Origin of the sequence: Rahnella sp. RFA10(1/100) (assembly GCF_004195115.1) — a bacterium.
GTDB lineage: Bacteria > Pseudomonadota > Gammaproteobacteria > Enterobacterales > Enterobacteriaceae > Rahnella > Rahnella perminowiae.
Genome location: NZ_SEWR01000012.1, coordinates 15,071 through 36,262, shown reverse-complemented (window position 1 = coordinate 36,262; position 21,192 = coordinate 15,071). Strand labels below are relative to the sequence as shown.

The following is a 21,192-nucleotide window of genomic DNA, read 5'->3' as shown; positions in this document are numbered from 1 at the left end:
CATGAAGTTAGTGTGCGGCTGCGGACTGCGGGGCGAAAAATCGCGCTTTATCCAGCGTGATAAAGGAGAGCAGAGTGAAGCACAGGGCTATGCTGCCAAGCACCACGTAGCTGCTGGTGAAACCCAGGCTCTGGTACATATGGCCAATGCCGGTAGAGAGGAAAATCGAGCTGAAGCTTTTGGCGAACTGAAAGCCAATCAGATAGACGGTGGCGGAAAGCATAGGGTTAAAGTTAGCGGCGATATATTTCAGCGCAGCAACCAGCAGCACTGAACTTTCAAAGCCGTGCAGCAGTTTAATCAGGCTGATGGAGACCGGGCCGATCGCCCAGGCAGAACCGATAATGCGCAGACTCATAATTATGCCACAGTACAGCAGGGCGTTTTTAGGGCCGATTTTATTGACGAACCAGGGCGCGAAGAACATCACTACCGCATCAAGGACAATTTGCCCGGTCGTCAGGTAACCAAAGACTTCCGCACCGCGCGCCTTGCTTTCAAAGAAGTGGCTGTAATAGATAGCGAACTGCTGGTCGTAAGTTTCATAGACCGCACCGACGCCAATCATGTAGGCAGCGAAGAACCAGAATTTCTTCATCTTTAGCAGAGCGGTGGCGTCATCAAAAGTCACGGGAGAGCCTTTGCTCTGCGGTTGTGCTCCTGCATGGGTGGTGTCGACCCGGGTTTTCCAGACGACAAACAGCAGGCAGACCCCGGCAGCGCTGGCCAGCCAGAAAATCATGTTCTGATCGACGCCGTAGAGCTTGCCGGCGGCAAACGTACCTATGGCAGCACCAATCCCGCCGAACATACGCGCCCGACCAAATTCAAATCCGGAGGCGCGGCTGACCTTATCAATATAGGCTTCGCAGATGCCACAGCCAGCGCCATAGGCCATGCCTATATAAACCCCTCCAGCCAGTGCGCCGAGAATCACGTTGTACTTCAGCAGTGGGGCGAAGACATAAATCCAGTAGGGAGCAAACAGTGTAATAATGATGGCCAGCATCCACATCAGGTGTTTGCGGTAGACCAGTTTGTCGGAGATAAAGCCAAAAAGTGGTTGCACACAAACCGCGATGATAGCGGTAAATGAGTAAACCAGACCGACATCGGTATAGCTGATGCCGATGGTTTCCGTCAGCCAAAGTGACAGATAGGGATAACAGCAGCCCCAACCGATGAAGAAGAACAGGAAGAACAGGCAGCTAATTGAATAATTTTTTTTCATGATACCCTCGTTTCCTCACACACGAATCTTGATGTAGAGACGCGAGCAACGTTACCGTTTTGCGCGACGGGGAGTCATAAACGTTTCGCTACCGACCAGTAATAACCTGCTACAGCGAGACGCGCGTGAGCGGCTTCACATTATGGGGGGACGAGAGATCCCAGTCACAGTATTCGGCGGAAGGGAGGTCAGGGGGTGTGAGCCTGTTTATTTTCCCGGGAAATAGACGTCGCTGACGTAACGGGAAGCGCTACGGGTAGAAGTAAAAACGAGGGCAGCGTTATAAAAGAGAAACGAACAATAACGCTGACCGCGAATATGCCTGATATTTTACAAGCCGGGTGCAATGAAGAGATAAATCATTTTGACTTTACTGCATGCATCTTACGCCTCGCCGATAACAGGTAACCAGCACCGGCACAAACAGCAAGAAACCAGGGAATAAATTCCACCAGCTTTGCATCACCGCCACCTGTGAGTAGCTGCAGGTTGTTGATCGCCATGATAATGGTAACCGACATGGTGATAAGTGCGCCCATTGGTGCCCACAGCACTTGCCACGCGCTGTGATTGTGTTTGCCAACACGCCGGAAAAACCGGATAACGGCAGCAGAGACCCCTACCTGAAGTATCAGGATCGACAAGGTCGCAATCGCGGAGCCGAAGGCGAAAATCTGGACTAACGGATCCATATTGGTGCCGCCCATTCCCATCAGCAGCAATAGTAGAATCACACTGTGGGCATGGCTGGCCTTGTGCGGCGTTCCGTTGGCCGGGTGAGTTTGGCACAGTTCTTTCCAGATCAGGCCATCACGGCTGATGCTGAAGATATAACGCGAAATGTTGTTATGAAATGCCAGTGCAGCAGCAAACAGACTGGTGATCAGCAGCACGGACATGGTTTCAACGGCCCACTGACCGACATATTCGCGGGTAATATCAAAAATGAAGTTTCCAGGGTCTTTACGGGCAATCTCCACAATCTGATCAAAACTATAGGCTTGCACCAGCGACCAACTGGTAAAGCCAAAGAAAACGGTAATTATCAGCAGTGCGCAGAGGGTGGCGCGCGGCACGGTTTTATGCGGATCGCAACACTCTTCGGCATAAATCGCCGTTGACTCAAAGCCGATAAATGAAGCGATACAAAAAATAAACGCAATACCGAGATTGCCGTGACTAAACACGGCCGGATCAAATGAACTGAAGTTCAGTGGCCCCGGCTTTTTTATCAGCAAACTGACGTCCGTCAACAGCACAATTGCCACTTCCGCGATCATCAGCACTCCCAACAGTTTCCCCCCGACTTCTACCCGTTTAATACCGAAAATCCAGGCAATAATGGTAAACAGCATACTGAGTGCCCACCAGGGAATATGTAGCGCAAGATGCTGTGCAAGGAACTCTTGGCTAAAGAAGCCGAGCATGGAAATTATGGCTATCTGAATAGAGAGGTAGGCAATCAAGGCCAGTACTGACGCGGAGGCCCCCCAGTTTTCTCCCAGGCCTTTTGATATATAGGTATAGAAAGCTCCTGCGTCATTTACATAGCGGCTCATCGCTATGTAGCCCACAGAAAAGAGCATCAGAATAATGCAGGCCATAATATAAACGGCCGGAACACCGCCGCCATTCCCCGTAAAAATTGCCACAGGCAACCCACCAATAACCCCTGTCAGGGGGGAGGCAGCGGCAACGACAAAGAAGACCAGAGAAAATAAACCCAGGGAGTTTTTTCTTAACCCATTAATGTTACTCATCGCCAGCGCCCTATTTGTAAGTGGATATAGGACAGCATCATTTCCCAGCGGCGCCAGCGTGGGATAGAACAAATCGGACAGTCATATAGTGCAACATATGCACTTTTTTAGTGCCACCTTCTGTTAACTTGAAAATAACCTAATGGTAACTAATGCGCTCGGCATGGGCGGCAAGAAGTATACGGCGCTGGAAATCAAGCGGGGTGGTACTGATCAGTTTTTTGAATTCGCGCAGGAAATGTGACTGATCACTGAAACCCAAATTCAGTGCCAGTTCGGAAAACGAGACGCTGGCACCCTGATGTAAGCTGTTCAGGGCAGACTGGCAGCGCATGATGCGGCCAAATGCCTTCGGAGACATACCGGTATCCTGGCGAAACTGTCTCTGGATGGTACGACAGGTATAGCCAGTTAATGCCTCCAGTTGCCCGACACGGAAATTGCCTTTCTGTTGCAGGATTGTGCGAATAATTGAAGCCGTCACCGTTGACGTTTTGCGTGCCAGTCGCGGCGTAAAATAGTTATTAAACAAGGTGATTTGCTGTGCAAATAACTCAGTGCGCAGGATTTGCTCGCAGGCCTGACGTGCGTCCGGAACCACGTCCAGAAAATTAAACTCGCGGTCGGTCAGATCTTCTGCCATCACATCGAGAAAATCCGGAATGACACCAGGGGCAAAGCGCACACCGAAATAGCGGTGGTTTGGGATTAACCTTGCGCTGCGCGCTTCAAGAGTGGTTCCGCATACCCGCGCCATGGGATGAATGGTATCGCAGTCAAAGACAATATCTACGCAACCATCCGGTACCGCGAGGGTCAGAGGGGCAGACGGAGATACCTCGAAACTGTAAAAATGGGAAATGGCCGAATTCTCAGCGTTCATCAGCGAATATTGTCTCGCTGCACTGAGCACAAACCACGGCTGTTCCGGATTGATAATGTTTGTACAGGACATAAGCCCCCCGCCATAACAAAGAACATTTCCTGTCTCTGCAATTCGGATGCCATATCCGGCGATCTCTTTTTCACAATGTCGCAAATATTCAATACAGCCGTTTTCCTATCCCGTAATTTTCATCGTGTCGCGAAACGATTAACAAAAATGTAACCCACCCATTAACGGAGTAACTGGCATGTCTGACGCCGCTAAAATTGATTTTATCTATCTTTCCGAGCAGGACATGATCCGTGCTGGTGTAACTGATATGACTGCCTGTGTTGACACGATGGAAAAGATGTTTGCTCTGCTATACCAGGGAGATTATCGCATGGCCGGAGCGAACAACGATTCACATGGGGCAATGGTGACTTTCCCGAACGACTCACCGTTTCCCAATATGCCTAAACCGACAGCTGATCGTCGCTTTATGGCGATGCCCGCCTATCTCGGCGGCGATTTCTGCACTGCAGGTATGAAATGGTATGGCTCTAATATCGCCAACCGGCAGAAGGGATTACCACGATCCATTCTGATGTTTACGCTAAACGATGCGGATACTGGGGCACCACTGGCGTATATGTCGGCAAATTTGTTGTCAGCCTACCGCACGGGGGCTGTACCCGGTGTCGGCGCCCGCCATTTAGCACGTCGCGATGCACAGGTGATCGGGTTGCTGGGGCCCGGCGTTATGGGGAAAACTACTGTGGCGGCGTTTATGGCTGTCTGCCCGCAGATAAACACCATCAAGGTGAAAGGCCGTGGTCAGAAGAATCTCGACAGCTTTATCGTTTGGGCCAGAAATACCTTTCCTCAGATCACCAACATCCAGGTCGTCGATAGCCTTGAACAGGTGGTGCGTGATTCGGATATCGTCACCTATTGCAGCTCCGGGGAAGTCGGCGATCCGGCAACTTATCCGTTGGTAAAACGCGAATGGGTCAAGCCTGGTGCTTTTCTCGCCATGCCGGCGCTGTGTAACCTTGACGAAGGCATGGAGCAACCCGATGTGCGTAAAGTGCTCGACAATACCGGGCTTTATCACGCCTGGTATGAAGAGGTCCCGAAACCTGCCCATCACACCATCCCCGTAATAGGCGTGCGGTTTATGGACATGCTGGCGGCCGGGAAATTGTCCGCTGACCAGTTGGAAGACATCGGCAAGATTGTTGCCGGAGATGCGCCGGGGCGCCAAAGCGATGACGAAATCATCATCATGTCAGTCGGCGGTATGCCGGTTGAGGATGTGGCCTGGGGTACTGTTGTCTATCGCAATGCGCTTGAAAAAGGGATCGGCCTCAAACTCAACCTGTGGAATGCGCCTGTACTCTTCTGAGTACCGGACAAGTCACGTCTTCACCTCCAATAATCTGATCTTACAGGTACAAAATGACCCAAATTACTAAAGTAAAAACCGGCTCAAAATTTGAAGAACGGGGGAGTTATTCCCGCATTGTTGCTGTCGATAACTGGATTTTTGTCTCCAATACGGCCGGCCGGGATCCGCGTAGCAACGAAATTCCTGACGACGTGACTGAACAAACACTCCAGGTTTTTGCAAATATTGAGATGGCTCTGGCAGCGGTCGGTGCCACGCTTTCCGATGTGGTTTTTTCCCGGGTATATATTCAGGATCCGAAGGATGTCGCTAGCGTGATGGAGATTATTGGTGCGAAGTTTCGTGGCATCAATCCGGCGACCACGGTGACCTGTCCACCGTTGGGATCGACCGTTTATAAAGTTGAGTTAGAAGTTACCGCCTGGCGCGGGGCTGGAAAAGCGGAAGTGGAAGAAATCACCGTCGGGTCTTAGTGCCGGGTTCTTTTACTGAATTTTTGCATATTAAACCACTTAAGAAGGTTGCTATGGCTCCGGCAATAACTCCTGTTCAGACTTCCGCCACTTTCCCTGCCGCAACGACTGTGGTGGTGATCGGGGGAGGCATCGTTGGCCTGACTGCTGCACTGGCGCTGGCTGAACGTAAAATCCCTGTAGTTTTATTGGAAAAAGGCGCTATTGCAGGAGAGCAATCATCCCGTAATCTCGGATGGGTACGTAAGACCAGCCGTCTTGCCGAAGATATTCCGTTAGCGCTGGCATCGGATCGGCTCTGGGCGATGATGCCGCATCGGCTGGGAAGTGATGTGGGTTACCGCCAGGCGGGGATAATGTTTGTTGCCCGCACGCAGGCGCAGATGGCTTTGTATGAAGGTTGGCTCAAATCGGTTGCGCACCTGTCACTTGACTCGCGTTTGCTTAGCCGGCACGAAATTGCTGCAATGGTCCCCGGGGGCAGAGGGCAATGGGCTGGGGGGATCTATACGCCTTCCGACGGACGTGCCGAACCGACACTGGCTGCCAGCGCGATAGCAAAAGCTGCGATCGCCAGAGGAACCTTTATTGTGGAAAATTGCGCAGTGCGCAGCCTGACACTTTCTGCCGGGAAAGTCAGTGGTGTGGTCACGGAACGAGGCGAAATTCGTTGCGATCAGGTGCTGCTCGCCGGCGGGCTCTGGTCGAGGCGTTTTTTGGGCAATCATGGCGTATCCTTGCCGACCTTACCATTAATCTGCTCGGTATTGCGCACTCGTCCGATGGCTGGCCCGACAGAAATAGCAGTTGGCGCACCGGATTTTTCTTTCCGAAAGCATCAGGATGGCGGGTTCATTATTACCCAGCGCGGCGCGCTGGACGCCTCACTGGTACCGGACCATCTATTGCTCGGATTACGCTATTTGCCCCAGCTGCGTGCACAGCGCGACAATTTACGCATTTCGCTGGGTAAGAATTTTTTGCATGACCTGACGCTGGCACGTCATTGGAGGGCAAAAAGTATCACGCCGTTTGAGAAGGTGCGGATGATGGATCCCCCTGCCAACCGGGCACTTAATCAGGAAGCAATGGATAATTTAATGGCAGCCTGGCCCGCATTCGCCAAAGCGGAGATTGCCGATACATGGGCTGGAACGATTGATGTTACACCAGACTCCAACCCGGTTATCGGACCTGTAAACCGAATACCCGGTCTGACGGTTGCAACGGGTTTCTCCGGTCATGGTTTTGGTACTTCGCCAGCAGCCGGACAACTGGCGGCCGATCTTGTTTCCGGCTGTCAGCCAATTATTGATCCCGCTCCGTATCGATTTGAGCGTTTCTGAGACAGAAATGATTTATTGCCACTTGGTGCTTTGACCGAAAAGGGGATGTTAAGCCGCTCATCAGTTTACTTCCCTAATAATTTCTTCTGAATATAACTGGTTAAATATTCCCATATTTTTCTGACGCCGATAAAACCAATGATACCGCCGATACTCATCGTCATATTTTCAGAGGCTCCAAAGTATAAACTTATTGAAATCGCAGTTATAGTGAGAGCTCCACAAAGTAACGCTTCGCATATTATCTCCCGTCGGGAGCCTTTCAAATATATTGTCCTGAGCAGTGCCATTAACATTGACATCATTACACCGCTGGCAAGAGAATCCTGGCGAAAAAAAAGCGTTAAGAACAACATTATTAATGGATGGTCGGGTTTCAAAATAAAGCCTTTTTACCTTTGAGGTCTGATGAGGCATATAACTTTCAGATACTATGACTCATTTAATCTGCCCCTCCGCAAACAGTATGCGGAAGGGCAGATTACCTCATTAATTTAAAATAATGTTTTTCATTGGCGGGATATACCCGTAATCAAACACGCGCTCTACAAATGAACGGTTTCCCTTAAGGACAATTTTTACGGTAGGAGCTTCTGTCCCACCAATACGATAATTACCGTCGCTTGTCGGAACGTTATCAATAAAGGATGTCACCAGGCCATTGGGCATGACGCAATGTGAGTAGGTCTGGAAGGGCTGAGAAGGCGGATTGCCTAACACCAAACCGGAGCCGTTCATCGGAGAATACGGGCCGGTAAGGTTATCACTCAGGAAGCCGTAAACACCGTCAGGACCTGTCAGACCATCTGCATAAGTAAATTTATGACTGATAGTGAATAAGTAATATTTTCCATCCTGGAAGACAAAATGCGGGCGTTCGGTTTGATCATTCACACCGACAGCCGTGACCAGAGGTGGGAGAATTTCCCATTCGTCTCCCGACAGATCTTTGGCGACGGCCATACCAATACAGCCCACCTGGAATTTCGAATTACCCACATCACGATGGCCCGGCGGCAGGATACCCATTTCCTCTTTGCCAACGATGTGAGAACCGCGTTCACCCGCCACATTTCCTTCAAATACCATGTAGAGCTTCCCGTCATGGGGATCGATAAACGGGCTTGGATCCCTGAAGTTCCAGTACGGATTTTGACTTTCAGTTTGGTAGTACACGCCGTCAGCTGAAAATAATGATTTAACCTCGTTGAAACCGGCCAGCGTTACACCTTCTTCTGAGGTCAGCACTTTGCCTCTCACTTTTGCAATGGTCGCTCCCGGCGTGACGCAGGTATAATAAAGATCAATATCACCGTCTTCATTAAGCAAAATGGGTGTTCCTGCCCATTCGCGGGCTGTAGGGGAGACACCTTCTGCCATAACACGCCCGCCAAAAATCCAATCTTTACCCGTACGGGAATACCAGTAACAAATTCTTGCGCGCCCGTGGCGATTATTCCAGTCACTGGTGATGTCATAATTTCCTTCCGCATCGAGATACTCTGAATTATTGTTATTACGCTGAGCGGTAAGCGTGAAAATAACGGACCATCCGTCTACAGAAACCACCGTACCGTCTAATGACCGCAGGGGCATAGTATCCCAAATAAATACTTCATCACTCATGACCGGAAAATCGGCGCTCACAATCGGTTGGGTGGTGGTAGGGTCGTTTTCGTTGACCTTAAGAGCATCAGCACGAGTCCAGATTGTCGGTGTATAATTTAAATTTGTCATGTAAATATCCTTTAATTAAATAAGTATTAAGAGTGTTTGACGTTTGAAGTCGTAAGAATAGTTGCATGATTAAATAAGGCATGCACTCAGTTGATGTTGTGCCATTATGTATACATAATTTATATGAAATACCTTATGTATATGTTTTTGGAATGGAAGTTGTGTAGTTGGCTACATATTATTTTTTCATAGTCAGGAAAGGAAGCGAATTCTATCCTCTACCGGTTCATCACAACTTCTAGTAAAATAGCTAGCAAACGAGATGGGCTTACTCATTATGAATGTCCAGCGAAAAAATAATCGGTTTAACTGCGGGAAATAGCACGAAATTCTAAATAATTATTAATAAATCCTTAGGAAGAAATATTTTGAATTACTTTTCAATGTCAATTTAATTTGTTGTGTGAGGGTTAAGACAGCTATAAATTATTTAATTTTTATGGAATGTATCAGACAGTAAGTACACAACATCTTTAAGGAAAGCGTTATGTCAGGAATGATTTTATTTTCTCCTCTTTATTTTGTTTGCATCCCACCCATTTCTTCTGCGCTCTCAGTCGAAGTAAGACAATCATACCCCACGCAATATAATTTTTAACATTCAATGAGTTAGCATGATTACATTAACGAGGCTTTACCTATGATGCGTTGCCCGCTTTGCAATCACTCAGCACATATACGAACCAGCCGATACCTGTCACAGCAAACCAAGGAGTCATATTATCAATGCCAGAACATAGAGTGTTCATGCACTTTTAAAACAATTGAAACCGTTTCTAAAATCCTCTGCAGCCCAACCTTTGAAAAAACAGAAGATGCAGGCTGGAATCAGGAAGAATCCTATTTAAAATAGCTAGCGACCACAGATTAATATTGTCTATCATATTCTGCGCTTTTATTAAACAAATGAAAAAACTAAGGTCTTTAATTTGTTTGAAGCGCATTCTATTGATCACTTTTAGTGAGAATTAACAATACACTTAGTTTGATTGGGGACGAGGCTTGAATGGAGAGGGCGATCCATCAGTTAATTTCCTGCTACCAAGATCAATTGATCGTTAAGATAAGCCACTCTGGACAGAGAATTTGAGATCCATTTTGAAACGCACAGAATGCTATACCGCTCAGCGAGCTGGCTCAACATCCCATGTTTGCTGAAGTGGATCGTTATTCCTTTCGTCCTGGTTGCTGTATTGATGAAAGGCCGTTATTTAATACGCCTGATATGCACTAAAGAGCCGATCAACATTTTTTTATCCGCATCTGTCAGATGCGGTGCCTGCAATAGACTAAATATTTCTGACTCGTCTGACTCACGGAAGCCGCCAGCAAGTAATTTCTGACTGATAGCTTCAAGAATCTTTTTATCCTGCAGAGAAATGGACGCCCTGACGTCATCCAGGCTTCTTTGCGTACCCGTGCGGTCGGGTGGTTGAGATAACCACTGGGCAAAGTAACGATACTGAATCGCCTTTGCGACATCCATTTGCGCCTGAATAAAGGGCTGTATTGAGCTGCCGTCGAGCCCTGACTCTTCAGCCTCCTCACGGGTACGGGTTAGGACACTTTGTTCCCGGATCATATCTTCTACAGGCAGATGGTGTGCGGCTTTATAATCCGCGACATCTTTCATGTCCAGCATGCGCTGATTCATGGCTGAAGTGAGGGAGGAAATCGCAACGGTGGACACGGAAGCCGCAAATACGGAACCCACCATAAACAATGATGATAAAAAAACCACGATGTAAGCCATAGAACCCTCTGACGCAACAGTAAACATGAGTTAGGTACTCTACTCAGGTAATAATACCGTTCCGTGACAAAATACCTTCCGTTAATCCTAAAAGTGAGTCATCAGTTGATGAAGTGAAAGAAATTGTTGGAGAAAATCGCCGTTTTTTTTGCCCGATTATATTTATTTAATATGACTTCTCATCGGGAGAGGAGCCGCTAACATAATGACCCACCACAGAATTTCATTTTAAAGCAGGTTTCCCCCTGACTTTGAATGAACTCATGTCCCTGAAATTTATCAAGGCAGCCAAACACATCATTGAAGTAATGCAAATCCGCATAAATACTTTCTCTGGGCCCCCTGATGGGATAACGATGATCTGCCTGTCCACGGTTCTTACGCGCAATAAACCTGAGATTACGCATTGTCCTCTCATCCAGGGACGGTATTGTGGCACCGCCATTAAATTGCATACACCAAATTGGATTATTGTTTAGCGAGATAATTATCTGTCCGAAAACGATTTTACCTTCCGTAAAGTAGTTTCTGTACGAATAATTATCCCTACTGTATTCAATGAGATTCACATCATTCTGAGGTAATTTTCTTATAATTAATGTATCGGGTGCAGTGTATAGAAAGCGATTTGCTTCGATTAAAAAATCCTTCATTAATATGTTTTTTCCTGCCTGCAATTAAAGAGTCGTAAAAATAGTTAAAAATCTTTTATTTGACAAGTTTCAAAAGTGAAATATTTGTTAATAGTTTATTCCCCTGTAGCGTCAGAAATTTTTCTGACGCTACAGGGAGCGGATAAACAGCAATGCCCCGTTTAAGAGGTTTAAATCCTTATCAGAGTTTAAACATGCTAACCGCCTTCACCAGTCGGACAGCCTGATCCTCCAGTAACTGCGCAGCTGAAGAGGCTTCCTGAACCAGGGAGGCATTTTGTTGTGTGACGCTGTCCATCTGGTTGATCGCAGCATTGATCTGACCGATGCCGGTACTTTGTTCAACACTGGCGATAGAAATTTCACCCATAATGCCGGTGACATTGCTTACGCTGCTCACGACGTTCGAAATAGTTGAGCCCGCCTGAGCGACCAGACGGGTACCTTCATCCACCCGGGTAACGGATTCCTCAATCAGACTTTTAATCTCTCTGGCTGCTGTCGCAGAACTGTGTGCAAGGCCACGTACTTCTGTTGCAACGACCGCAAATCCTCTTCCCTGCGTTCCGGCCCGTGCAGCCTCCACCGCAGCGTTGAGCGCCAGAATATTGGTCTGGAAAGCGATGCGGTCGATGACGCTGATGATGTCGACAATTTTCTTAGAGGCGTCATTAATCATGTCCATGGTCACCACAACCTGACTCACCACATCGGCACTTTCGGTGGCAACAAGTGACGCTGATTTGGACAAGTTATTTGCCTGATGGGCATTGTCTGCATTTTGTTTTACGGTGGATGTCATCTGCTCCATCGCAGAGGCCGTTTCTTCAAGCTCAGCCTGTATGAATCTCAGCTCTACGCGTGGCGCAGTAAGCAACAATAGCAACTGACATCGTCTGAACGTGAAAGCGAACTGGCTACTCCACCTTCGTTTGTCCATAGCTCATGCTTCATAATATTGCTTCCATGATCCTGACCCAAAATCCTGCTCCATTCAGAAACTCAGCACCGATCCCTGTATTACCGCCGGTGATTAAAATAACTTTATTTTCAATTCCATTGTTCATGATATGCCCTTTAAATTTGTTAACGCTGCGCGTTGTAAACCGGATAATCAGTAAAACCTTCACCCGTCCCGCCATACAGCGTGGCGGCATTAAGATCGTTAAATGCCCAACCCTTCGCAATGCGTTCAGGGAGATCAGGGTTAGCGATAAATGGACGACCAAATGCGATGAGATCAGCCAACTGCTCCTCAACCATCCGGGCACCACGTTCTGCTGTGTATCGACCGGCATAGATGATGCGTCCACTGAATATCGCGCGGATCGCACGGCGGAACGCTTCGGGTAAGTCGGGAGCATTTTCCCAGTCGGCTTCGGCTATAGACATATAGGCCACACCGGCGTTTTCCAGGATTTTTACAGCTTCGACGTAGGTTTTATGCGGATCACTTTCAACCAGGCCGATATAGACGCGGTCTTCATCTGTGCTGGAAAATAAAGGCGTGAAGCGAACGCCCAGCCGGTCTGGCCCTATTGCATGAGAGATAGCCTGCACAATTTCATCCAAAAACCGCAGTCGATTTTCAATAGAACCGCCGTATTCATCCTTACGCTGGTTTGCATGCTCTGAAATAAACTGATTAACCAAATAACCATTCGCAGCATGGATCTCGACCCCGTCAAAACCTGCACTGATGGCATTTTTCGCCGCCTGGGCATATAAATTCACGAGGTCTTTAATTTCTGACCGCGTCAGTTCGCGAGGAACCGAAGGGGTAACCAACGTGCCCGTACCTGGCCCTGTCTCAATAAAAGCCTTTGCTTGTTCAGCCTGAATGGCTGAAGGAGCAACAGGGGCACTTTCTTCTGGTTGCAATGCAGAATGAGAAACGCGTCCCACATGCCAAAGTTGTGCAAAAATAATCCCCCCTTCGGCATGGACAGCGCGGGTCACTTTTTTCCAACCCTCAATTTGTTGCTCAGTATAAATTCCCGGTGTCCATGCATAACCTTGTCCCCGGGGCTCAATCTGAGTGCCTTCAGTGATCATGAAACCTGCACCCGCGCGTTGACGGTAATATTCGGCCATGAGGTCGCTGGGCACATTACCGGGTTGTTCACTTCTTTGGCGCGTCAGTGGGGGGAATACAATGCGATTTTTAAGGGTATAAGGGCCAAGCTGAGTTGGCTCGAATAAGGCTTTATGATTCATAAGGATTTTCCATGAGTGATCATCGTAAGAGGCGACATTAAGTGACAAATATTAGACCGGTCGTATATTAAACGGGTACAAAAAACGACTCTATACTGAGTACCCCCTTGCTAGGGGGTAATATGAATAATTTTTCTTGTCGTGATCAGCGCTGAATCAAACGGGCCAGTATTTCGAACAATCTTGACCATTACGCTTGCACCTACCCAAAGCTGGTAGAGGCTTTCTGCCACAGTGCGAGGTGTATCGTCAATAGTGAGAGACCCCTCGGCTACGCCCGTTTCTAACGCTTGTGCCAGACGCGAGATTATCCCGGAAGTGCCTGCCTCGAGCGTTAAGCGCATCGTGTCCGAAAGATCGGCAACTTCAGCGCCTAATTTCACGGCAAGACACTTACCCTGACAGTCAGAGAACGACTGAGATTCTCGCCACTGCTGCCAGTAGTTCATCAGTCGCTGAGCCATATTGAGACCTGGCTGGCCCAGTGTCCTGTCGATATCGGCGAGATAATCATCAAAATAGTGTGCCAGCATATCTGCGCCAAAAGCTTCTTTCGAACTAAAGTAATGATAGAAAGAGCCTTTAGGCACACCAGCATCTTTAAGTATTTCGTTCAATCCGACCGCAGAAAATCCTTTACCCGCCATAATACGCTGGCCTGTCGCCAGAATATGCTCGCGGATTTCATTGTTATGTAGTTGCGTTGTAGTATTCATATGTTCAATCTATCAAGAACTAGACCAGTCGTCTACAGGCAAGATAAAACTATTCCATTTTGCTAACGCTTATTTGTAGATTTCAGCAGTGCCGTACAGATGGTTATCGCCACCGGCTGAAATAATACGGTAAGACGTTGCGCCATGTTCAGTCGCTTTCGCCGCCAGTTTGTCCTGCAGGTCGCTCAAATTGCTTCCGACAGCTGAAGCGTTGATCACCCCAATACTTTGTCCCTTCACAGGTACAGCGTTGACTTCGGTCGCGGCAAAAGTGGCAAAAGAAGCGGCAGTGAGTACGATTACAGCAAAGGCTTTAGTTAGTTTTTTCATGATCATATCCTCATTAAATTATTTTTAAGCACACGTTAAACGTGGGCAAGGGTAGGCACTGAATTCTTTTTAAAATTCGTTCAATGCCTGGGGAACGGGTATAAATGGGGACCTTGTATGTCCCTTATCGCATTACTCTTCAATGAATCTCAGCAGGTCTTCATTAATCGTCCCGGCTTGGGTGATTGTCATCCCGTGGCCAAATCCAGCATAGACCTTGAGCTGCGCATCTTTGACAAGTTGCGCGGACAGAATGGCAGAGTCAGCCAGCGGAACGATCTGATCGTCATCACCATGCATGATCAGGGTTGGCACATCGATTTTCTTAAGGTCATCAGTGAAATCAACCTCAGAGAACTGTTTGATACAATCATATTGACCTTTGATCCCACCCCGCATTCCCTGAAGCCAGAAGCTTTCCCTCACACCCTCAGAAGGCGTCTCTGACGAACGGTTATAGTTGAAAAACGGCGTGGTTAAATCCTTGTAGAACTGAGAACGATCTTTTTCGACCGCAGCACGGATGCCATCAAACACTTCCATAGGCAGACCGCCAGGATTTTTCTCACTTTGCAGCATAACCGGAGGTACTGCGCCGATAAGAACGGCTTTGCTGACGCGTGCCGAGCCATACGTACCGATATAGCGTGCGACTTCACCACCGCCAGTCGAGTGTCCAACCAGAACAACGTCGTGGAGATCTAACTGTTCGATGAGTGATGATAAATCTTCAGCGTAGGTATCCATATCATTGCCGTCCCACGTCTGACTCGAGTTGCCATGGCTGCGGCGATCGTGAGCGATGACACGGAACCCCTGCTGACCGAAGAACAACATTTGCGCGTCCCATGCATCACTTGATAATGGCCAGCCGTGGGAGAAAATAATGGTTTGTCCCTTGCCAAAGTCTTTGTATGCAATCTTAGAACCGTCTTTCACCTGAATAGTTTTCATCTCTTTATTCTCTTTTCTGTTGGCGACGCCTCATGGGCGGAGCATTTGATTTAAAAGTATTTTTCTTCGTATATTTACTTTTACACTGGGTGGTCATTGACAGAATGACTGGCCTAGAAAGCATTTAACTGATGTTTACTGAGATAAGCTTTGTGCCGCTTTCTCGATCAGGGTCGCAATTTTTTCCGGTTGCGATGCGTAAATGGCATGGTTACCTTTCAATTCAGTGACGGTGCTGTGCGCGCGTTTAGCCATGAAGCGCTCCAGTTCTGGATTAATAGCACGATCCTGCGTCGCCACGACGGCCCAGCTTGGCTTCGTTTTCCATGCAGGAACGCCTGCCGGGGCAGCGAATGCTGCTACTGCGGTCATGACTTGAGATTGCGCCAACAGATTTGTCTCTTTGACCGGCAAGTCAGCGGCAAAGTCAGCGTGGAAATTTTCCGGTTTGATATAAAGGAAGTGATCTGGCGTTTCAGTAATTGACTGAGCGGCTGGCGGATATTTTTTGGCCAAACTCAGCAATGATTCACCTTGCTCCGGCTGGAACGCTGCGATGTAAACCAGCCCCGCAACAGAGGGATCATTTCCCGCGTCACTGATGATCATCCCGGCGTAGCTATGGCCAACCAGCAGTGATTTACCACTTTGTAATGCCAGAACGCGTCGAGTCGCCGCGACATCATCAGCCAGCGAGGTTTGCGGCTCCTGAACAATCGACACTTTGTAGCCCGCTTTATTCAGAATGCGAGCCACCGGATCCCAACCTGAACCATCAACAAAAGCGCCATGTACCAGAACGATGTTTTTTACCGGCGCAGCCATTGAAGACTGAGCATAAACAGACAGAACCAGGCTTAAAGCCAGCGTGGTCAATGATTTTTTAAACATGATGTATTTCCTTCAATTGTCATTTTTTAAGTTAATACCCTGACATCCTGGCTCCCTGCCTTACAGGCCAGCGGACGGACATTCAGGTGTGTAATGTTGTCCAGATTTGCTCAGTGGGGGAGGGCTTAAAGAACTCCCTCCCCACGTGATTAACCGTTATGCACCCAGCTGTTTAATCAGTTCTTCTGCCGCCTCGGTAGAGGAGGTTGGGTTTTGCCCGGTGATCAGCAGGCCGTCAGTAACAACATAAGAACTCCAGTCCGCCCCTTTCGAGTAAATCCCGCCTTTGGCAATCAGCTCGTCTTCTACCAGGAAAGGCACAATCTGCGTCAGGCCCACGGCGTCCTCTTCGCTGTTGGTAAAACCGGTGACCTTACGGCCTTCTACCAGCGGTTTTCCCTCCGGGGTTTTGACATGGCGCAGCACGCCAGGCGCATGGCAGACCAGAGCGACGTGTTTGTTTGCCGCCAGGAAGGCTTCGATAAGGGCGATGGAGTGTTTATCTTCGGCCAGGTCCCACAGAGGGCCGTGACCACCCGGATAAAAAACGGCGTCGTAATCAGCCTGTGAAACGCTGTCGAGACGAACCGTTGACGCCAGGTGTGCTGTTGCTTCGGGGTCTGCCTCAAAGCGGTGGGTCTGCTCGGTCTGGAAGTCAGGCTCATTACTTTTTGGGTCTAACGGCGGGTTACCGCCTTTCGGTGAAGCCAGCGTAATTTCTGCGCCAGCGTCTTTAAAGGCGTAGTAAGGTGCAGCCAGCTCTTCCAGCCAGAAGCCGGTTTTGCGGCCGGTGTCACCCAGTTTGTCGTGTGAGGTTAAGACCATCAGAATTTTCATCATTACTCTCCAGTATTTCAAAGTGATAGTAGAATTAGACCAGTCGTCTAATGAGTTCTTAAATAAAAATGTTTCACCTGTGCCTGTTATTCCGGCCAACTCTGCGTGCTGTTTGATTTTTTCGGAACGGCTGTCGTGCTATGTCGCTTAGTCGCCGTTGCCATGTGAGTAAGCTAACACTGAATAGACCGGTCGTCTACAGATAGTTAATAAAACTTTTTGGTCTTTTATGTGCCAGGCACCTTCTCATAGCAGATGCCTGTCACGATGAGATAAACCACTCATTTTACTGCTTATTCAACTGCGTTTTTTCACGTATCGATAATGCACTTAGTCAACTTTCTTTGCCCAAACTGCCTGAGCATTTGTGAATTCACGCAGGCCAAAGTGCGAGAGTTCGCGACCATACCCACTTTTTTTCACACCACCAACCGGGATGCTGGCATTAGTGGCAGAAAATCCGTTGATGAATACGCCTCCGGTTTCTAAGCGCCGCGCGATTCGCTGGGCACGGGAAACATCGCTGGTCCAAAGGTTGCCCCCTAAGCCGTAATCGCTGGTATTTGCAAGCTCAATGGCATGCTCGACGTCATCTGCGATAGTAATGGCTGCAACAGGGCCGAAGGTTTCCTCATCAAATGCAGCCATTCCCGGGCCTACTTCGCCCAATACGGTAGGCTCATAGAAGTTGCCGGGGCCCGAGATTTTGTTCCCCCCAAGAAGAAGTGTCGCGCCGGCTGCGAGAGTTCGTTCTACTTGATGATGTAATTCATCACGCAAATCTTTTCGCGCCATGGGCCCGATTCTATTTTGCGGGTCCAGCGGATCGCCAACGTTCAACAGTCTGACGGCCGCGATGAATTTTTGTGTGAATTCCTCCGCGATGGGTTTTTCCAAAATAAACCGTTTCGCGGCTAAGCACACCTGGCCCGCATTTTGGAATCGCGCTTCAACACCCGCTTTAACAGCCAAATCAATATTGGCGTCAGCGAGCACAATAAATGCGTCTGATCCACCTAGCTCAAGCAAGCTTTTTTTCAATGCTTTGCCTGCAATCGCCGATACGGCAGAACCCGCCCGCATACTCCCCGTCAATGTCACTGCTGCAATGCGATCATCCTCAATCACTTCTGCAACCGTTTCGTTATCAGCAATAAGATTGGCGAATAAACCTTTAGGGAAGCCTGCACTCTCATAAGCATCCTGCAAAGCATAGGCAGAGCCCATCACATTGGGCGCGTGCTTGAGGATAAAACCGTTACCCGACAGCATAATCGGGCCCGAAGCGCGAATGACCTGCCATAAAGGGAAGTTCCAGGGCATGACGGCCAAAATAGATCCAATCGGCAGATAGGAGACATGTACCTGATCGTCATTTTCGACAGAAACAGGCTCATCTGCGAGGATTGCCGGGCCATTGGTGGCAATCCAATCAATAGTCGCTGCACACTTCTCGACTTCTGCGCGGGCAGCCGCGAGGGTTTTTCCCATTTCAGCGGTGATGATCCCTGCCAAATTTTCTGAGCGCTCGCGCAGAATCGCGGATAAACGACGATAAGCTTCTACGCGTTTAGACATGGGAGTAGCACGCCACAGGCGAAAAGCCGCGTTATTACCTGCCAGCATGCCTTCTACTTCGTCTGCAGTTTGGAATGCATAAGTCGCGATCAACTCGTCCGTCGCAGGATTACGTGAAGTCGCGACATCAATAGAAAGCGTATTCTGTGTGACATGTTGGGATGACATAGTTTTTGCCTCATAAACGGTTTAAGAGAAGCACGTTGTGTGCTTCGATAAAATCCAGTTTAGGCAGGTCGAATCATCCCTGGAAGGCGTCTTGTTATCCTATGACTGGGAGTCACAGGCAACGTGCCGGGGAATATAGGTCACCAGAGAGAGGTCGGGTCTCCCCTCTGGCGTGAGTGCAACGTAGGTAAATTCAATATGTCCGGAAGTGGGATGCAAAAGCCGCTTGCTCCCCTCTCCCATGCCTTTCACTTCCGTATCCAGCCACCACTCCTTGAATTCCGGGCTTTTTTCAGAGAGTTCTTCAATGAGATGGTCAAAAGGCTTTTTGTCCTGAGCATGGGCGCGTGACGCGCGGAAAACGGAGATCATCCCTCGTGCCATCGGCTCCCAATCCAGGATCTGCGTGCGATACGGACGATATAGAAACAGCAGTCGCAACGTATTACGTTCATGAGGTTGAAGCGAACCATAATCAATAAACAAATCAGCGATAGCATCATTCCAGGCGAGAATATCAAGTCGGGCATTTCTCACATATGCCGGAATGGGATCGATAGCGCGCACTAAACTTTTCAGGCCATCACTCACACCATCCGCGAGGGGATGGGGTACCGGCTCTTCGCGCGGTGAAAGGGCAAAAAGATGGGATGATTCGATTCTGTTAAGTTTAAGAACTTTGGCTATACGCTGGAGTGCATCTGCCGAAGGTTTAATCTCTCTCCCCTGCTCAAGCCAGGTATACCAACTCACACTGACTCCAGCCAGGACGGCGACTTCCTCACGACGTAAACCGGGTGTACGGCGAGTACCCTGTTGCATGCCGAAGTCCTGAGGATTAAGGCGTGCGCGCCGGCTTACAAGGAAAGCACCGAGTTCACGACGCTGCTCTGAAGTGGTTTTTTTAACCATAATAGCCTGCCTATAAATGTGCCTGTTGTGCCAACGCTTCATCAAGATGCTGATGAATCTCTTCTTTCTTCATCTGAACCCTATGCTCAACGGAATGATTTATACACAAAATCCTTCATTTAGCTGTCTGGCAACACTGTTAAGTCTTTGCTGGTTGTGAACCGATAAGTCAGTTCCTTTTGGAAAATATTGTCTGAGCAGCCTATTCGTATTTTCATTTGAGCCACGTTGCCACTACCGGATGCGAGGTAGGGAATGGTAAAGCGACCCCTGAAAACATTATGCTTTTGCATTTTTACACAGCCTGGGCCGCTAGCAAACGCTGAGAGAACGTCTGATCGTGCTAAAAAAGCTGCGACTTCGATATCGAGCGCATCCTATAAGTTAGGATTTCACTGCTGAGCGCAAGAACTCAACAAATGCGCGTACTCGCGCCGATAGATGACGATTCTGGGGGTAGAGAATCGAAAAAGGGCGAGAGCAGCCGCTGTATTTTTGAAGGACCTCTACAAGGTCTCCACGCCTTAAAGCGTCCCCCACTGCAAAGCGATAGGTTTGATAAAGGCCTCCGCCCGCGTTAACCCAAGCGACAGCCCCTAACGCATCATTATGTACGCGCATCCGGCTCGTTATCTGTTTCTCGATTGAAGTACCTAATTCATCGGTGAACAGCCACTGCAGCGGGCGCCCTGTATTCGGTGATATGTACTGGATGCAATCGTGTTGATTGAGCTCATCAATACGGTATGGTTCACCTTTTTTTGCAAGATATGTCGGAGTTCCAAATACCCCAAGCGAGGCGTCCTCAAGCTTTAAGGCGACAAGACGCGAATCTTGCGGAACGCCTAGCCTGATTGCTAGGTCGAAGCCTTCTTCAACAAAGTCGATTATTTTGTCCGAGATACTAATCTCGATATCGATCTGCGGATAAAGATCAGTGAACTTGGGCATCAAGGGTAAAAGGCGAAACGTTCCGTAAGCAGCACTGACGCTAATGCGTAGCGGTCCGCTAGGGACGGTTTGTGAACCCGTGATCGCTCGCTCAGCCTCGGCGATTTGCTCAAGCGCTAGATGACATTCTTTCCAATAGAGCTCGCCCTCCGTTGTAAGCTTGACGGCGCGGGTGGTCCGCAAAAAAAGACGTACTCCGAGGCGCTGCTCGAGCCGACTGATCGACCGACTGACTGCGGCCGGCGTCAGACCGAGAGTCTCAGCCGCACTGGTGAAGCTGCCGGTCTCCGCTGCTCTGCAGAACTGTTCAATACTGCCAAGCTGAAGTGGGTTACCTGCTGCCATATTGATTACCATTTGTAATAAATGAATTGATTATTACATGGTTTATCAACCAGGAACAACGCAT

At 48.7% G+C, this 21,192-nt stretch carries 20 protein-coding genes and 2 pseudogenes; 4 read left to right on the top strand and 18 right to left on the bottom strand.

The genetic code is table 11. From position 1 onward, the window contains the following. Nucleotides 1-7 precede the first annotated feature (7 nt). From ETV65_RS23055 to ETV65_RS23045, 3 genes are all read right to left on the bottom strand, one after another. A complete protein-coding gene (locus tag ETV65_RS23055; protein ID WP_129955399.1) occupies nucleotides 8-1,231 on the bottom strand; it encodes an oligosaccharide MFS transporter in 1,224 nt (407 codons plus the stop codon). 359 nt (nucleotides 1,232-1,590) lie between these two features. Beyond that, nucleotides 1,591-2,991, bottom strand: a complete 1,401-nt coding sequence (locus ETV65_RS23050; protein WP_129955475.1) for an APC family permease — start codon at nucleotides 2,989-2,991, stop codon at nucleotides 1,591-1,593. A gap of 139 nt (nucleotides 2,992-3,130) precedes the next feature. After that, nucleotides 3,131-3,946, bottom strand: coding sequence for a helix-turn-helix domain-containing protein (locus ETV65_RS23045; protein WP_129955397.1), 816 nt, complete (start codon nucleotides 3,944-3,946; stop codon nucleotides 3,131-3,133). Between the two features lie 178 nt (nucleotides 3,947-4,124). Between ETV65_RS23045 and ETV65_RS23040 the strand changes: the two genes are divergently transcribed. From ETV65_RS23040 to ETV65_RS23030, 3 genes are read left to right on the top strand one after another with little or no spacing between them, the layout of a single operon-like run. Next, a complete protein-coding gene (locus ETV65_RS23040) occupies nucleotides 4,125-5,264 on the top strand; it encodes a tyramine oxidase subunit B (RefSeq protein ID WP_129955395.1) in 1,140 nt (379 codons plus the stop codon). Nucleotides 5,265-5,317: 53 nt separating this feature from the next. Further along, entirely contained in the window at nucleotides 5,318-5,740 is a 423-nt protein-coding gene (locus ETV65_RS23035; protein WP_129955393.1) for a RidA family protein, read from the top strand. Nucleotides 5,741-5,793: 53 nt separating this feature from the next. After that, the gene (locus ETV65_RS23030) at nucleotides 5,794-7,086 is read left to right on the top strand and encodes an FAD-binding oxidoreductase (RefSeq protein ID WP_129955391.1); all 1,293 of its coding nucleotides are present in this window, start codon (nucleotides 5,794-5,796) and stop codon (nucleotides 7,084-7,086) included. Between the two features lie 65 nt (nucleotides 7,087-7,151). Here the strand turns inward: ETV65_RS23030 and ETV65_RS23025 are convergent, their stop codons facing one another. Together ETV65_RS23025 and sacB are read right to left on the bottom strand one after the other, a co-directional pair. Then, complete coding sequence (locus tag ETV65_RS23025; protein WP_129955389.1) at nucleotides 7,152-7,466, bottom strand: phage holin, lambda family; 315 nt, start codon at nucleotides 7,464-7,466, stop codon at nucleotides 7,152-7,154. 109 nt (nucleotides 7,467-7,575) lie between these two features. Beyond that, nucleotides 7,576-8,823 carry a levansucrase gene (sacB, locus tag ETV65_RS23020; RefSeq protein WP_129955387.1) on the bottom strand — a complete coding sequence of 416 codons (1,248 nt, stop codon included), beginning with the start codon at nucleotides 8,821-8,823 and terminating at the stop codon, nucleotides 7,576-7,578. 640 nt (nucleotides 8,824-9,463) lie between these two features. On the opposite strand from sacB, the gene ETV65_RS23015 reads away from it, so the two are divergent. Continuing rightward, nucleotides 9,464-9,676: an ogr/Delta-like zinc finger family protein gene (locus ETV65_RS23015; RefSeq protein WP_129955385.1), complete on the top strand. Its 213-nt coding sequence runs from the start codon at nucleotides 9,464-9,466 to the stop codon at nucleotides 9,674-9,676. Between the two features lie 354 nt (nucleotides 9,677-10,030). Here the strand turns inward: ETV65_RS23015 and ETV65_RS23010 are convergent, their stop codons facing one another. The 13 genes and pseudogenes from ETV65_RS23010 to ETV65_RS22950 form a co-directional block, all read right to left on the bottom strand. Further along, entirely contained in the window at nucleotides 10,031-10,576 is a 546-nt protein-coding gene (locus tag ETV65_RS23010; protein ID WP_129955383.1) for a chorismate mutase, read from the bottom strand. A 197-nt stretch (nucleotides 10,577-10,773) separates the two neighbouring features. Next, on the bottom strand, nucleotides 10,774-11,229 hold the full coding sequence (locus ETV65_RS23005) for a DUF5680 domain-containing protein (protein WP_235174996.1): 456 nt from the start codon (nucleotides 11,227-11,229) through the stop codon (nucleotides 10,774-10,776). 181 nt (nucleotides 11,230-11,410) lie between these two features. Beyond that, nucleotides 11,411-12,067: pseudogene (locus ETV65_RS23000) on the bottom strand (methyl-accepting chemotaxis protein); the annotation flags it as partial. A gap of 248 nt (nucleotides 12,068-12,315) precedes the next feature. After that, complete coding sequence (locus ETV65_RS22995) at nucleotides 12,316-13,446, bottom strand: alkene reductase (RefSeq protein ID WP_129955380.1); 1,131 nt, start codon at nucleotides 13,444-13,446, stop codon at nucleotides 12,316-12,318. A 110-nt stretch (nucleotides 13,447-13,556) separates the two neighbouring features. After that, the gene (locus ETV65_RS22990) at nucleotides 13,557-14,162 is read right to left on the bottom strand and encodes a TetR/AcrR family transcriptional regulator (protein ID WP_014333868.1); all 606 of its coding nucleotides are present in this window, start codon (nucleotides 14,160-14,162) and stop codon (nucleotides 13,557-13,559) included. A gap of 69 nt (nucleotides 14,163-14,231) precedes the next feature. Further along, complete coding sequence (locus ETV65_RS22985; protein ID WP_129955378.1) at nucleotides 14,232-14,492, bottom strand: DUF1471 domain-containing protein; 261 nt, start codon at nucleotides 14,490-14,492, stop codon at nucleotides 14,232-14,234. 132 nt (nucleotides 14,493-14,624) lie between these two features. Then, nucleotides 14,625-15,446 (bottom strand): alpha/beta hydrolase, encoded by an 822-nt coding sequence (locus tag ETV65_RS22980; protein WP_120163810.1) that lies wholly within the window; start codon nucleotides 15,444-15,446, stop codon nucleotides 14,625-14,627. A gap of 135 nt (nucleotides 15,447-15,581) precedes the next feature. Then, complete coding sequence (locus ETV65_RS22975; RefSeq protein WP_129955377.1) at nucleotides 15,582-16,337, bottom strand: alpha/beta hydrolase; 756 nt, start codon at nucleotides 16,335-16,337, stop codon at nucleotides 15,582-15,584. Between the two features lie 156 nt (nucleotides 16,338-16,493). Further along, nucleotides 16,494-17,174, bottom strand: a complete 681-nt coding sequence (locus ETV65_RS22970; RefSeq protein WP_129955473.1) for a type 1 glutamine amidotransferase domain-containing protein — start codon at nucleotides 17,172-17,174, stop codon at nucleotides 16,494-16,496. A 330-nt stretch (nucleotides 17,175-17,504) separates the two neighbouring features. After that, entirely contained in the window at nucleotides 17,505-18,920 is a 1,416-nt protein-coding gene (locus ETV65_RS22965; protein ID WP_129955375.1) for an NAD-dependent succinate-semialdehyde dehydrogenase, read from the bottom strand. A gap of 99 nt (nucleotides 18,921-19,019) precedes the next feature. Then, the gene (locus tag ETV65_RS22960) at nucleotides 19,020-19,832 is read right to left on the bottom strand and encodes a helix-turn-helix transcriptional regulator (protein WP_129955373.1); all 813 of its coding nucleotides are present in this window, start codon (nucleotides 19,830-19,832) and stop codon (nucleotides 19,020-19,022) included. A gap of 117 nt (nucleotides 19,833-19,949) precedes the next feature. Beyond that, nucleotides 19,950-20,066, bottom strand: a pseudogene (locus ETV65_RS22955) (IS30 family transposase); the annotation flags it as partial. A gap of 150 nt (nucleotides 20,067-20,216) precedes the next feature. Further along, nucleotides 20,217-21,128 carry a LysR family transcriptional regulator gene (locus tag ETV65_RS22950; RefSeq protein ID WP_047611445.1) on the bottom strand — a complete coding sequence of 304 codons (912 nt, stop codon included), beginning with the start codon at nucleotides 21,126-21,128 and terminating at the stop codon, nucleotides 20,217-20,219. Nucleotides 21,129-21,192 lie beyond the last annotated feature (64 nt).